8 protein-coding genes are annotated in these 12,821 nt (G+C 71.6%); 4 read left to right on the forward strand and 4 right to left on the reverse strand.

What is annotated here, in order from left to right:
- Positions 1-69 precede the first annotated feature (69 nt).
- A complete protein-coding gene (locus tag CBF90_RS10850; RefSeq protein ID WP_088380589.1) occupies positions 70-1,941 on the reverse strand; it encodes an alkaline phosphatase in 1,872 nt (623 codons plus the stop codon).
- 219 nt (positions 1,942-2,160) lie between these two features.
- Here CBF90_RS10850 and CBF90_RS10855 point away from each other — a divergent pair, with 219 nt between their 5' ends.
- From CBF90_RS10855 to CBF90_RS10870, 4 genes are all read left to right on the forward strand, one after another.
- Complete coding sequence (locus CBF90_RS10855) at positions 2,161-3,318, forward strand: AI-2E family transporter (protein WP_088380621.1); 1,158 nt, start codon at positions 2,161-2,163, stop codon at positions 3,316-3,318.
- Positions 3,319-3,327: 9 nt separating this feature from the next.
- Entirely contained in the window at positions 3,328-4,371 is a 1,044-nt protein-coding gene (locus CBF90_RS10860; RefSeq protein ID WP_023955707.1) for an ATP-dependent DNA ligase, read from the forward strand.
- A 102-nt stretch (positions 4,372-4,473) separates the two neighbouring features.
- Positions 4,474-6,570: a phosphatase PAP2 family protein gene (locus tag CBF90_RS10865; RefSeq protein ID WP_023955709.1), complete on the forward strand. Its 2,097-nt coding sequence runs from the start codon at positions 4,474-4,476 to the stop codon at positions 6,568-6,570.
- A 71-nt stretch (positions 6,571-6,641) separates the two neighbouring features.
- Positions 6,642-7,940, forward strand: a complete 1,299-nt coding sequence (locus CBF90_RS10870; protein WP_023955711.1) for a threonine/serine exporter ThrE family protein — start codon at positions 6,642-6,644, stop codon at positions 7,938-7,940.
- Positions 7,941-7,987: 47 nt separating this feature from the next.
- Here CBF90_RS10870 and ligD read toward each other — a convergent pair whose 3' ends face one another.
- The 3 genes from ligD to CBF90_RS10885 all read right to left on the reverse strand — a co-directional run bounded on the left by ligD (position 7,988) and on the right by CBF90_RS10885 (position 12,801).
- Positions 7,988-9,013: a non-homologous end-joining DNA ligase gene (ligD, locus tag CBF90_RS10875; protein ID WP_023955713.1), complete on the reverse strand. Its 1,026-nt coding sequence runs from the start codon at positions 9,011-9,013 to the stop codon at positions 7,988-7,990.
- A gap of 186 nt (positions 9,014-9,199) precedes the next feature.
- On the reverse strand, positions 9,200-10,285 hold the full coding sequence (locus CBF90_RS10880) for an SseB family protein (RefSeq protein WP_023955715.1): 1,086 nt from the start codon (positions 10,283-10,285) through the stop codon (positions 9,200-9,202).
- A 47-nt stretch (positions 10,286-10,332) separates the two neighbouring features.
- On the reverse strand, positions 10,333-12,801 hold the full coding sequence (locus CBF90_RS10885; RefSeq protein ID WP_023955717.1) for an ATP-dependent helicase: 2,469 nt from the start codon (positions 12,799-12,801) through the stop codon (positions 10,333-10,335).
- Between the last annotated feature and the right edge of the window lie 20 nt (positions 12,802-12,821).

A 12,821-nucleotide genomic window follows, 5' to 3' on the forward strand; every position in this document is an offset into this window, starting at 1 on the left:
TCCGGTGAGCTGGGGGCGGGGACGGGCCGGAGCCCGCCCCCGCCGATGCATCGCTGTCGCGCGGACCGGTCAGTCCTGGGCGAACAGGGTGAGCGTGATCTCGCTGCCGTACCGGCCGCCCGCGGCGTCGGCCGGGACCGTCAGATCCAGATCGGCCCCGATCACCGTCGAGCCCAGGCGCGACGTCCGGTCGGCGGTGGCGAGCGTCGCGGGCGCGGCGAGCGTCGCCCGGCCGCCCGCGGCGGCACCCGCCTCGGATCGGACGATGCGCGGCGCCCACGCGAGGTTCTCCGCCGACAGCGTGCGGTTGCCGGCCACGAAGTCCGTCGCCGTTCCCGCGAGCGTCCAGCCACGCCCCTGGGCGCGGACCTCGTTGCGCGTGTCGGCGACGGTCACGAGCGGCAGCGTGGCATCCAGATCCGCCCCGGAACCGCCGAACGAGACTCGCTCCCCGTGTCCGGCCACGCTCAGGCTGAGCGCGCCGTCCGCCGGCTGGCCGGCGATCGTGGCCTCGAGCGCCACCGCGTCCGCCGAGCTGCGTTCGCCGTGGCCGAGGACGTCGAAGATCGTCTCGCCGATCGCGGTGTTGTCGAGGTAGGCGCCGCGGACGAGATCCCACTGGTCGGCCCGGGCTTCGAGCACGTCGGCCCCGGCACCCTTGGCGAAGAGCGGGACGAGCGCGTTCGTGTGGCCGCCCGAGTGCCACGTCAGGTCGGGGAGCTGCCCCGCTGCCCCCGTCATCGGCGTCCATCCGGTCTCGGCACCGGCACCCGCGCCGGCGAGGTAGCCGGTCTCGTGGTCGGCGGTGACGATGACGAGCGTCTCGTCCCAGCTGCTGTTCTCCTCGACCCACGACTCGACGGCCTCGACGGCGTCGTTGAAGGCGATCTGCTCCTCGACGAGGCGCGTGGTCTGATTCGCGTGGCCGGCCCAGTCGACCGCGCCGCCCTCGACCATGAGGAAGAAGCCCTCGTCGCCCGTGTCGAGCACGTTCAGCGCTCCCCGGGCGAGAGTGTCGAGGTCGGCGACGTCATTCGCCGGATCGGTGTACGGCAGCGCGGTGTCGTTCGCCAGCCCGGGGCGGTTGTACTGCAGGGTCTCGGCGACCTGCGCGAGACCGAACACCTTGTCGGGGACGGCGGTGCCGGCGGCGAGAGCGTCGAAGTCGGCCTTGTCCTCGATGAAGGTGAACGGCGTCGCTCCGGTCGAGACGCGCTCGTAGTCGCGCTGCGCGATCCACGTCCAGTCGGCGGGGCGGGGCTCGTGTGCGTCGGTGTACATCGGGTGCCCGCCGCCCATCAAGACGTCCACGCCGCTGTCGATCATCTCGGCGGCCAGGCCCTGGTAGTCGTTTCGGTCGGCGTTGTGGGCGATGAAGCCCGCGGGGGTGGCGTGGTTGAACGGTACGGAGGTGACGAACCCGACCTTCTTCCCGACCTCCTGTGCCTGCTCGCCCACGGTGAGCAGGCGATCACCGCCCGGTGCGAAGCCGAGCGTCCCGTTGTTCGTCTTCACGCCGGTTCCGAGTGCCGTGCCCGCCGCGGCGGAGTCGGTGGCGCCCGAGGCGACCCAGCCGAAGTCTCCCCACGCCTTCTCGGTGACGTACTCCGCCCGGCCCGACGCCGAGTAGTGAGACTGGGCCACCTGGACGGGCCAGGTCTCGTAGACCTGACCGGGCGTGGCCGCCTCATGCGCGATCGCGCCGGTCGCGGGATCGACGGCGACCTGGTGCGCGCTCGTCCCGTGCTCGTAGAGGCTCGCGGCGTCGAACTGGTTGTAGCCTGCGCCGTCCGAGATCATCAGGATGACGTTCTTCGGAACGGATGCCGCGTCGGCATCGGCCGCGCTCGCGGCGACGGCCGGGACCGACGCGAGGACGAGACCGGCGGCGACGCTCGTCGCGGTCAGGGTGCAGGCGCGCGTATGCGCTCTCCGGTGCATGGAGATCCTCTTTCGTATCTGGGGGGAGGTGCGAAAGCCGCCGCGTGCGGGCGGCACCTCCACCGTCCTCGGCGGGGGTGGCCGCGCGGCGACCTCGCGGCGACGCGCGGGTGAACGGGAGCAACCGCGGAGGTGACCACGATGAATCGCGCCCTGCCCCGCGCGCGGCTCGAGCGCAACCCCGCGTCCGGGGCGGCGCGGTCCGCTAGCGTCGTCGTCATGAGCCTGTTCCGACGCAGACCGCGGCCCGAGATCGTGCTGGCGGATGCCATCGACCGCGACGCCGAACGACCCCCCGCGGGCCTGTGGGCCGACGGCTTCGGCCGGCTCGCGATCCGCGGCGTGCAGATCATCGTCCTCGTGATCATCGCGATCGGCGTCGTCTACGTGCTGCGGCAGGTGTCCGTCGTGGCCATCCCGCTCATCCTCGCGCTCATCTTCGCGTGCGCGTTCGCCCCCGCCATGGGCTGGATGCGCCGCCACGGCGTACCGTCGCTGCTCGCGACGATCATCACCCTCCTCACGATCGTGGTGCTGCTGAGCGGCCTGTCGTGGCTCATCGTCTGGGCCGTCCGCGACCAGTGGGACGACCTGTACTCGCAGGCGGAAGAGGGCTTCCAGCAGCTCGTCGCGTGGGCGCAGACGCTTCCCTTCTCGATCGATCAGGAGCAGATCGACGAGTGGCTGGGCGCTCTCGGCGATTTCGTCACCAGCGCTCAGTTCGGTTCGGGCGCCATCGCGGGTGTCAGCGCCGTGGCGACCTTCATCACCGGAGCCGTGCTGCTGGTGGTGATCCTGTTCTTCTTCCTCAAGGACGGACCCCGCATGTGGGAGTTCCTGCTGCGCCCGTTCCGCGGGGCGAACGAGATGCGCGCCCGTCGCATCGGCGACAAGACGGTGGTCGTGCTCGGCTCCTACATCCGCGGCACCGCGGCTGTCGCCTTCGTCGACGCGGTCGGCATCTTCATCGCGCTGCTCGTGCTCCAGGTGCCCCTCGCCATCCCCCTCGCCGTGCTCGTCTTCCTCCTGGCCTTCATCCCGATCGTGGGTGCGACCCTGGCCGGCATCCTGGCCGCACTCGTCGCCCTCGTCGCGAACGGCCCGCTCAACGCCGTCCTCGTCGTCGGCGCCGTCGTGCTCGTCAACCAGCTCGAGGGCAACTTCCTCCAGCCGGTCCTCATGGGCCGCACCATGAAGCTGCACTCGTTCGTCGTGCTCGTCGCTCTGACCGCCGGCACCGCGATCGGCGGCATCCTGGGCACCCTGCTCGCCGTCCCGATCACCGCCGTCGTGTGGGGCATCGTGCAGGTGTGGGACGGCCCGAACCTTCCGGCCCGCTGGGCCCGGCCCAAGCCCCGCGAACAGCTGCACGCCTGAGGGATCGCGATGACGTACGACATCCCCGCCCCGATGCTCGCGAAGGCGGTGCCCGCGATCCCGGATCCGGGCCGCTATGAGGCGGGGCTGTCGTTCGAGCCCAAGTGGGACGGATTCCGTGCGATCGTCTCGTGGGACGGCGAGAGCGTCGAGATCGGCAGCCGAGGGGCGAAGCCTCTCACCCGCTACTTCCCCGAGCTCGTCGACGCGTTCGCGCGGCTGCTTCCCGAGCCGTGCCTCATCGACGGCGAGATCGTCGTGGCGACCGACACGGGGGCCGGCCGGCGGCTGCAGTGGGAGGCACTGTCGCAGCGGATCCACCCCGCGGCCTCGCGCGTGGTTCTGCTCAGCCGGCAGACCCCGGCGATGTTCATCGCGTTCGATCTCCTGGCCCGCGGCGAGCACGATCTCCAGGGCGATCCCTTCTCGCGGCGACGCAGCGAGCTCGTCGATCTGCTTCGCACCGTGCCCGATCCGATCCACGTGACGCGCGCGACGGACGACGTGGACACCGCCCGCCGCTGGCTCGCCGAGTTCGAGGGCGCGGGGCTCGACGGCGTCGTCGCCAAGCCCAACGATCAGCCGTACGCCCCGGGCAAGCGCACGATGCTCAAGATCAAGCATGCCCGCACCGCGGACGTCGTCGCGATCGGATACCGCATCCACAAGTCCGGCACAGGCGTCGGCTCGCTCCTCGTCGGTCTCTACGGCGACGACGGCGCGCTGCACGGCGTCGGCGGCGTTTCGGCCTGGAGCGACAAACGGCGCCGCGAGCTGATCGACGAGCTCGAGCCGCTGGTCGAGCGGGATGCCGCCGGGGAAGCGGTCACCGGTGAGTCCGACCGCTCGCGCTTCGCGTCGTCGAAAGACGTCTCGTTCGTCCGGCTGCGTCCCGAGCTCGTGCTCGAGGTGCGCTACGACCAGCTCGAGGGACGGCGGTTCCGGCACACGGTCCAGTTCGAGCGCTGGCGCCACGACCGGGACGCCCGCTCGTGCACGTTCGACCAGCTCGAGACGGTCGCGGCCTACGACCTGGCCGACGTCCTGGACTGACCGCGCGGCCGACACCGCCCGTTCACTCCGCGGCCACCGGTCGTTGCGCGCCCCTTCCTAGCGTGCGGGAGTCGCTCTCCCCCGCACCCGAAGGACCGCCGCATGCCTCCCGCTCCCTCCCGTCCGCAGTCGCGCCCGCGTCGCACCGCCGTCCCTGCTGCAGCCGTTGCCGCGTTCACCGCCGCGTGTCTCACCCTCGGCACCGCGGCGCCGGCCGGCGCCGCCGACGGAGAACTCCTCGACGACGGTGCGATCGCGCCGCACGCAGCCCCCTACGGCACGTTCGTCGACACCTACACGGCGAACAGCTCCGCCAACGCGACCCCCGAGACGAACCCCGCGATCGGCGTGCTCTCTGGCATGCTCGACCTCTGGCAGCCGGGCGCCACATGGGACAGCGGGCGGGCGACGGATGCCGGCGCACCGGTGCTCGACGCCAACATCGCGCGCAACGTCGAGGTGGCGCGCACGCGCACGGCAGCGCAGGAGTCCGCCGCCTGGGTGTTCGACCGCCGTCACCAGAGCTACAGCGCCGTCGACGGGCTCGGTTCCGCCGCGGCCGCCTTCCGCGAGGCGATGAACGCCGGCACCACGATCGCGGGCACCGTTCCCGCCGATGCCACGACCGTGCGCTACGACGACGGCGGCAACTCCGCGGGACGCTGGGCCGACCCCGACTCCGAGCTCGGTTCGGTCGTGTCCCTCGTCGACACGGTCCGCGGGCCCGCGGCATCGTCGAACCCCTCGAAGAACTTCTTCGGCTACAAGCGGCCGTTCCGGTGGGTCGACGACTCGATCATCGTCCCCGCGCTGCTGCCGGTGCGCAAGCCCGACAGCGAGGCGGCGAGCGACGGCGGCTTCCCGAGCGGTCACACCAACGCCGCGTACCTCGCGTCGTTCGCCCTCGCCGACGCGGCGCCGCAATATCAGGACCAGCTCATCGCGAACGCCGCCGAGATCGGCGACAGCCGGATCGTGGCGGGGATGCACTCGTCGCTCGATGTCATCGGCGGCCGCGTGCTGGCGACCGCCCTCGCCGCCGCCAGCCTCAACGATCCGGCCAACGCCGAGCTGCGTGCCGCCGCGTCGGCCGAGGCGCAGGGGCTGCTGGCGACGCTCCCCGCCGCGGCATCCCCGTCCGTGCTCGACGACGCCGGGTACGACGCCCTCGCGCAGGAGTACCGCGAGCGCATGACGTACGGGTTGCCGACGACGGGCGACACCGGCCGAGCGGCGCGCGTGCCGGCCGGTGCGGAGGTGCTTCTCGAGCACCGGCTGCCCTACCTCGACGCCGAGCAGCGCCGCTGGGTGCTCTTCTCCACGGCCATCGACTCCGGCCACGCCGTGCTCGACGACCCCGAGGGCTGGGGGCGGCTCAACCTGTTCGAGGCGTCGAACGGATACGGTGCCTTCGACACCGATGTCACGGTGACGATGGACGCCGACGCCGGCGGCTTCGCGGCGGCGGACGAGTGGCGCAACGACATCGACGGTGCCGGGTCGCTGACGAAGGACGGCTCGGGCGCCCTCATCCTGTCGGGCGAGAACTCCTACGCGGGCGGCACCGTCGTCGCCGCCGGAACCCTCCGGGCCGCGGCGCCCACCGCGCTCGGTGCGGGAGACCTCACGGTGGCCGGCGGCTCGCTCGTGGAGACGACGTCGGAGCTGACCGTGGGCGGCGACTTCGCGCAGGCGGAGGCCGCCACGCTCGAGCTGTCGGTCGACGACGCAGGCCCCGCTCTCGCGATCTCCGGTACGGCCAGGCTCGGGGGGACCCTCCGCGTCGATCTCGCCGGGGCCGCCCCGGTCTCGCCCCTGCGGCTGATCTCCTACGGCTCCCGTGCCGCCGACACCAGCTTCGACGCGGTCGAGCTCACCGGCGCCGGGGCGGGCTTCGACGCCACGCTGGAATACCGCGCCGACGGCGTCTACCTGGTCGAGGCCGCGGCCCCCGGCGAGGTGCCGGGTGAGACGCCCGGCGAGATCCCGGGCGTCCCGGCGCCCGCCGACCCGGATGCCGCCGGAAGCGGCTCGGCCGCTGCCGTCGGCGACGGCGACGCAGCAGGGCCCGCCGCCGACCGCATCGCTCGAACCGGCGGCGAGGGGGCGCCGATCGGCTTGATGATCGGGGGCGTCCTCCTGGCAGCGGGCGGCGGGGCCGTGCTGCTCTCGCGCGGCCGACGTCCGGCGCGGCGCTGACCGGACCGCGACCGGATTGGTCCGGCTGATCCTCCCACCCGAGCCCACGCCGCGGGTGGGAGGATCGAACCATGCGGGATGACCAGCGCGACGACGTCCCCGACGGCACCGCCGAACTGCACCTCGAGCCGCTGCGATTCATCGCACGGACGGATGCGGTGCTGCGCCTCGGGACGCTCATGCTCGGCGCCGGAGCCTCGTCGGCGCGCGTGCGCGACACGATGGACCGCACCGCCCACGGGCTCGGTCTCGAACGCCTGGAATCCCGCGTCGGGATGACCGACATCGTCATCACCGCCCAGCGGGGACAGCTGTTCCGAACGCGCGTGGCCGAGGTGCGGCATCCGGTCGTCAACTCCGAGCGCATCGCCGAGGTCATGCACCTCTCGCACCGGGTCGCGGGAGGTGTCACCGCCGACGAGCTGCAGCGTGAGCTCGACCGGATCGAACGGATGCCGCCGCGCTACCCGGCCGCGGTGCGGGTGCTCGCCGCGGCCGCGGCCTGCACGGCCTTCGCGTTCCTGAACAACGGCGGCTGGGCGGAGTGCCTCAGCGTCGCGCTGGCCGTCGCGCTCGGCCAGTACGTGCGCATCCGCGGAGCCCGGCTGCAGGTCAACGAGTTCCTCCTCGTGTTCCTGTCGGCCTCGGCCGCGCTCCTGGCCTTCCTCGGCGTCTCGCACCTGATCGAACTGCTCGGCGCGCCGTCGCCGCAGTACGGCGCTGCCCTGACGAGCGCCGTGCTCTACCTCGTCCCCGGCTTCCCCCTCGTCACGGGCGCGCTCGACCTCGCCCGACTCGACCTCAACGCGGGGGTGAACCGCGTCGTGTACGCGTGCCTGGTGCTGCTGTCGACGGGGTGCGCGGTGTGGGCGGTGGCCGCCGTCTTCCAGACGAGTGCCGTCGCCGTCGCCGCCCCGGAACTGGGCGAGCCGCTGCTGTCGCTGGGACGCCTCGTCGCGGGGTTCGTCGGCGTCATGGGCTTCGCGCTGCTGTTCTCGACGCCGTGGCGCATCGCTCTCGCCGCGGCGGCGATCGGCACGATCGCCAACGTGGGCCGTTTGCTCATGATCGACCACGGCGCGATGCAGCCTGTCGCGGCAGCGGCCGCCGGCGTCGCCGTCGGATTCGGGGCCTTCGCCGTCTCGCGCTTCGTGCGGGCGCCGCGCATCACGCTGACCGTGCCGGCCGTCCTCATCATGGTGCCGGGAGCGTCGGCCTACCGCGCGATCGTCGGCACCATCGAGGGCGACACGATCAGCGCCGTGCAGTACGGGGTCACCGCCGTGTTCGTCGTCGTCGCTCTGGCGGTGGGTCTCACCGTCGCCCGTGTCGTCACCGAGCGCGAATGGCAGCGCCCCTCCGCACGGTGACGCGAGCGGTTCGCGCCGCCGCGGCGCCGGCGCCGGCGCCGCTGTGGCTACTCGGGCTGCCGAGCGCGGCTGGGCTGCACGCGCGGCGGCTCGCCCGGCATCTTGGGGAACTCCGGCGGGAACGGCAGCTCGCCGAGTCCGGCATCCAGATCGCGCTGCCACCACTCCAGGAGGGTGTCGATGCGGCCGGGCGCGGCCTGCAGCTCGGCCCAGGGATCGCCGATCTCGGCCAGCCGCTGCGGCACCGAGCGGACCGTGAACGATGACGGGTCGACTCCGGCCTCGAGCTCGTCCCAGGTGATCGGGGTGGCGACGGTCGCCGCCGGCAGCGCCCGCGCACTGTAGGCACCGGCCATCGTGCGGTCGCGGTTGGCCTGGTTGAAGTCGACGAAGATGCGCTCGCCCCGCTCTTCCTTCCACCAGTTCGTCGTGACGCGGTCGGGCATCCGGCGCTCCAGCTCGCGTCCGGCGGCGATGACCGCGTGACGGACGTCGAGGAACTCGTGCGTCGGCTCGACGGGGCAGAACACGTGCAGCCCGCGGTTGCCGCTGGTCTTGAGGAACGCCGTCAGCCCCGCCTCGGCGAGGACCTCGCGCAGGGCGGGTGCGACGGTCGCGGCATCCCCGAAGTCGGTCCCCGGCTGCGGGTCGAGGTCGATCCGCAGCTCGACGGGGTTGTCGGTGTTCGCGGCGAGCGACGCCCACGGGTGGAAGACGACGGTGTTCATCTGCACCGCCCAGACGACGGCGGCGGTCTCGCTCAGAACGACCTGCGGATGCCGCCGCCCGCTGTTGTAGGTGCACACGACCTGATCGACGTAGCCCGGAGCGCCCTTCGGCGGATTCTTCGAGAAGAACCGCTCGCCGTCGATGGTGTCGGGGAAGCGCTCGAGCGAGACGGGGCGATGGCCGTTCGCGCGGAGGAACGGCTCGGAGACGGCGATCGCATACTCGGCGTACTCGTGCTTGGTGATCCCCAGCTCAGGCCACAGCACGCGATTGGGGCTCGACAGGCCGACCTCTCGATCACCGTCGGGGCCCGGCACGGTCAGGGTGATGCGCTCGCTCGCCATGGCCCGACCCTAGGCCGTCGGGCTCGGATGACGTACCCCCTGGACAATCCCCTCGGCGGAATGCTCGGCGACGGAGCCGACGTATCGATACACCTGTCGGATCGGCGGTGCTGGTTGTGCCTCGAGCCGGGAGCCAGGGCTCACGAGCCCCGCCGGCCCGACGGATGTATCAGCGCGACGGCGTCGTCAGGATGCCGGTGGCTCGGAGGCCGGCTCGGGAGCCGGCTCGGCCGGCGCGGGCGCGGGGTCGGGCTCGTCGGCGCGCGCGAGGACGGGGCCGAGATCGGCCCGATCGACGTGGATCCACGGCCCACCCGGGTCGACGATGACGCCGCTCAGTGCGGGGTTCGACTGCAGAGCCCGTCCGAGCTGCGCGGCGGTGACCGGCACCGGACGGTCGCCGCGCTGAAGCACGAGCACCTCGAGCGGGTGCGAGTAGACCTCGAGGCGCCGCTCGCCCGACGCGGTGCGCGACTCGGCGAGGCCGAGCTGACCGCTGTCGCCCGCGGGACCCGCGGCGACCCACAGCGGCGCCTGCGCGAGGGCCTCGCCCACGGCGGCAGCGGTCTCGGCGCTGCGCGGTCCGGCGAGCAGGTTCTTGATCGTGAAGGCGGGATCGCCCTCCTCGAACGCCTTCGTGATGAGCTGCACGGGAAGCACGATGCGCGAGCCTGCGACCGCGTGATCGATGATGAGCCCCTCGTACGGCCCCTCGATGGCGTTGCGGAAGACGTTCGCGACCGGAAGCCCGAGCGCCGACGTGTCACGATCGCCGTCGGCCTCGACGCTCGCGCGAAGCGACGCGCCGCCGGTGAAGGCGAGGAGGAAGCGGGCTCCGTCGATCTGCGAGACGGCGAGGGTGATCGGCTTGCCCTCGGCCGTGAGTGCGCGCGCATCGCCGCGCACGCGGACGTACATCGTGCCCTGCATGCTCTGGCGCATGACGTTCATGACGTCGACGTTGCCGGGCTTCTCGGGCAACGAGGCCAGCGCCGCCTGCACCAGCGTGTTGTCGGGCATGCCCGTCACCGTCTCGGTGCGAGCGGGCGCCTCTGCCGGCGGGCGGGTGACCGTTCGCTGGGGCTGGGCCGGAGCGACGGGCTGAGCGGGCGCGCCGAACGTCGACATCGAGATGCCCACGTGGGGCACGCTCTCGACCGGCGCCTCCTCGGCGGCGGGTGCGGCGGCATGGCCGTCGATGTCGGCGTCGACCTCGTCGGCGTTCGTGGTCTGGCTCGTGGTGTCTCGCGCGGAGCGCTTGAAGATCGCCATGCCTTCGAGCCTAACCCGCACCCCCGGCGCATCGCCGGGGGGTTGCGTCACAGCTTGACGATCGGTGCGATCTTGATGAGCAGCTTCTTCGGGCCGGCCGAATCGAAGCGGACGTGCGCAACGCGCTTGGCCCCCTCGCCCGTGACCGCGTCGACCCGGCCCTCGCCGAAGTCGTCGTGTTTGATGCGATCGCCGGGCCCGAGCTCGAGATCGCCGTTGTCGCGGACCTTGGCCGGGATGCGGTTGGCGAACTTGGCGATGTCGCCGCTCTTCTCCCGGCGCGGGAGCGGCACGAGATCGTCGCCGTAGCGCTTGCCCGACCCGCCGAATCCGCCGCCGGAGCCACCCGTCCGCCGTCCGTTGAGCGCGCGCGACTGCGCGCCGCCGCGCGAGTTCACGTCGCCGGGGGACTGCCGCCAGTCGATCAGGTCGTGCGGGATCTCCTGCAGGAAACGGCTCGGCATGGCGGCGGAGACCTCACCGAACTGCGCCCGGGTCATGGCGAGCGAGAGGTGCAGGCGCTTGCGCGCTCGGGTGAGCGCGACGTAGAAGAGGCGTCGCTCTTCCTGCGGACCGCCGGGCTCGTTCGCTGAGATGCGGTGCGGGATGAGGTCCTCTTCCACGCCCGTGACGAAAACGGCGTCGTACTCGAGGCCCTTCGCGGTGTGCATCGTCATGAGCGACACGGTTCCCGAGGCGTCGTCGAGATCGTCGGCGTCGGCGACGAGCGCGACCTCGGTGAGGAAGTCGAGGATGGTGCCCTCGGGGTTGTTGCGGGCGAACTCGCGCGTCACCGCGATGAGCTCGTCGAGGTTCTCGAGGCGCGCCTCGTCCTGGGGGTCGCGGCTCGCGCGCAGCGCATCCATGTAGCCCGACTTGTTGAGCAGAACCGTCAAGCCCTCGGTCACGGCTGTCGGCGGAGCGATCTCGCCCGAGCTCGGCAGCATGATCTCGGACGCCTCGGCGAGCACGGCGTCGAGCTGCGCGATCGCGGCCTGGATCTTCGGCCCCACACCCAACGCCGAGGCGTTGGCGAGTGCATCGCGGAAGGTGATCTGGTGGTCGGCCGCGTACCGGGCGATGGACGTCTCGGTCACGTCGCCGATCCCGCGACGCGGACGGTTCAGGATGCGGCGCACCGCCAGTTCGTCGGCGGGGTTCGCCACGGCGACGACGTAGGCCAGCGCGTCCTTGATCTCGGCACGGTCGTAGAACTTCGTGCCGCCCATGATCTTGTACGGGATCGCCGCGCGGATGAAGATCTCTTCCAGCGCGCGCGACTGCGAGTTCGTGCGGTAGAACACCGCCATCTGCGAGTACGGCACCGACGAGCGGTGCAGCGCTTCGATCTCATCGGCGACGAACTGGGCCTCGTCGTGCTGCGAGTAGCCGGTGAAGCCGACGATCGCGTCGCCGGCGCCGACATCCGTCCAGAGCTTCTTGTCTTTGCGGTCGAAGTTGTTCGAGATGACGGCGTTCGCGGCCGAGAGGATGTTCTGCGTCGAGCGGTAGTTCTGCTCGAGGAGCACGACCTTCGCACCGGGATAGTCGCGCTCGAACTCGGTGATGTTGCGGATGTCGGCGCCGCGGAACGCGTAGATCGACTGGTCGGAGTCGCCGACGACGGTCAGCGAGGCCGCCTCGACCTCGGGGGCCGACTCGGGCTCGAAGATCATCATGCCGCCCGATGAGAACGCGTCGCCGCCCTGTCCCTGAACGGGACGGGTCAGCTCGTGGATCAGCGCGTACTGAGCGTGGTTGGTGTCCTGATACTCGTCGACGAGGATGTGCCGGAACCGCTTGCGGTAGACGTCGGCGACGTGCGGGAACGCGCGGAACAGGTACACCGTCTGGGCGATGAGGTCGTCGAAGTCGAAGGCGTTGGCGCGCTGGAGGGCGGACTGGTACGCGCCGAAGAGTTCGACGAAGACGCGCTCGGCGGGATCGGACATGTTCGCCTGGCGCGCGTACGAATCGGCGTCGGCGAGCTCGTTCTTGAGCTTCGAGATGCGGCTCTGGACACCAGCGGGGGTCAGACCGAAGGCGTCGGCCTCGTGCTCTTTCACGAGACGCTTGATGAGCGCGCGCGAGTCGCCCGAGTCGTAGATCGTGAAGTTCTTGGTGAAGCCGAACTGCTGCGCCTCGCGCCGGAGGATCCGCACGCAGGCCGAGTGGAACGTCGAAATCCACATGCCTTGCGCGCTGTCGCCGATCAGCTGCTGCACGCGCTCGCGCATCTCGCCGGCAGCCTTGTTGGTGAAGGTGATGGCGAGGATCTGGCTCGGCCACGCCTCTCGGCCGCGTAGAAGCGACGCGATGCGATGAGTGAGCACCCGCGTCTTGCCGGAGCCGGCGCCCGCGACGATCAGCAGGGCCGGGCCGCGATAGGTCACAGCTTCACGCTGGGGCGGGTTGAGACCCTCGAGGAGGTCGGCGTCGGGACGCTCGCCCGAGGAGGCGCCGGGGCGCGCGGATGCGGCGGACCCGACGATGACGGGCTTGATGGGCTCTGGCATGACTGTTCGATTCTACGTTC

The sequence above is a fragment of the Microbacterium sp. AISO3 genome (assembly GCF_002204305.1).
Taxonomy (GTDB): Bacteria; Actinomycetota; Actinomycetes; order Actinomycetales; family Microbacteriaceae; genus Microbacterium; species Microbacterium arborescens.

Bases quoted from the DNA above. Each gene is read 5' to 3' on its own strand.
- CBF90_RS10885 (WP_023955717.1), bottom strand. From the start codon at position 12,801: ATGCCAGAGCCCATCAAGCCCGTCATCGTCGGGTCCGCCGCATCCGCG.
- CBF90_RS10855 (WP_088380621.1), top strand. From the start codon at position 2,161: ATGAGCCTGTTCCGACGCAGACCGCGGCCCGAGATCGTGCTGGCGGAT.
- ligD (WP_023955713.1), bottom strand. From the start codon at position 9,013: ATGGCGAGCGAGCGCATCACCCTGACCGTGCCGGGCCCCGACGGTGAT.
- CBF90_RS10860 (WP_023955707.1), top strand. From the start codon at position 3,328: ATGACGTACGACATCCCCGCCCCGATGCTCGCGAAGGCGGTGCCCGCG.
- CBF90_RS10865 (WP_023955709.1), top strand. From the start codon at position 4,474: ATGCCTCCCGCTCCCTCCCGTCCGCAGTCGCGCCCGCGTCGCACCGCC.
- CBF90_RS10870 (WP_023955711.1), top strand. From the start codon at position 6,642: ATGCGGGATGACCAGCGCGACGACGTCCCCGACGGCACCGCCGAACTG.
- CBF90_RS10880 (WP_023955715.1), bottom strand. From the start codon at position 10,285: ATGGCGATCTTCAAGCGCTCCGCGCGAGACACCACGAGCCAGACCACG.
- CBF90_RS10850 (WP_088380589.1), bottom strand. From the start codon at position 1,941: ATGCACCGGAGAGCGCATACGCGCGCCTGCACCCTGACCGCGACGAGC.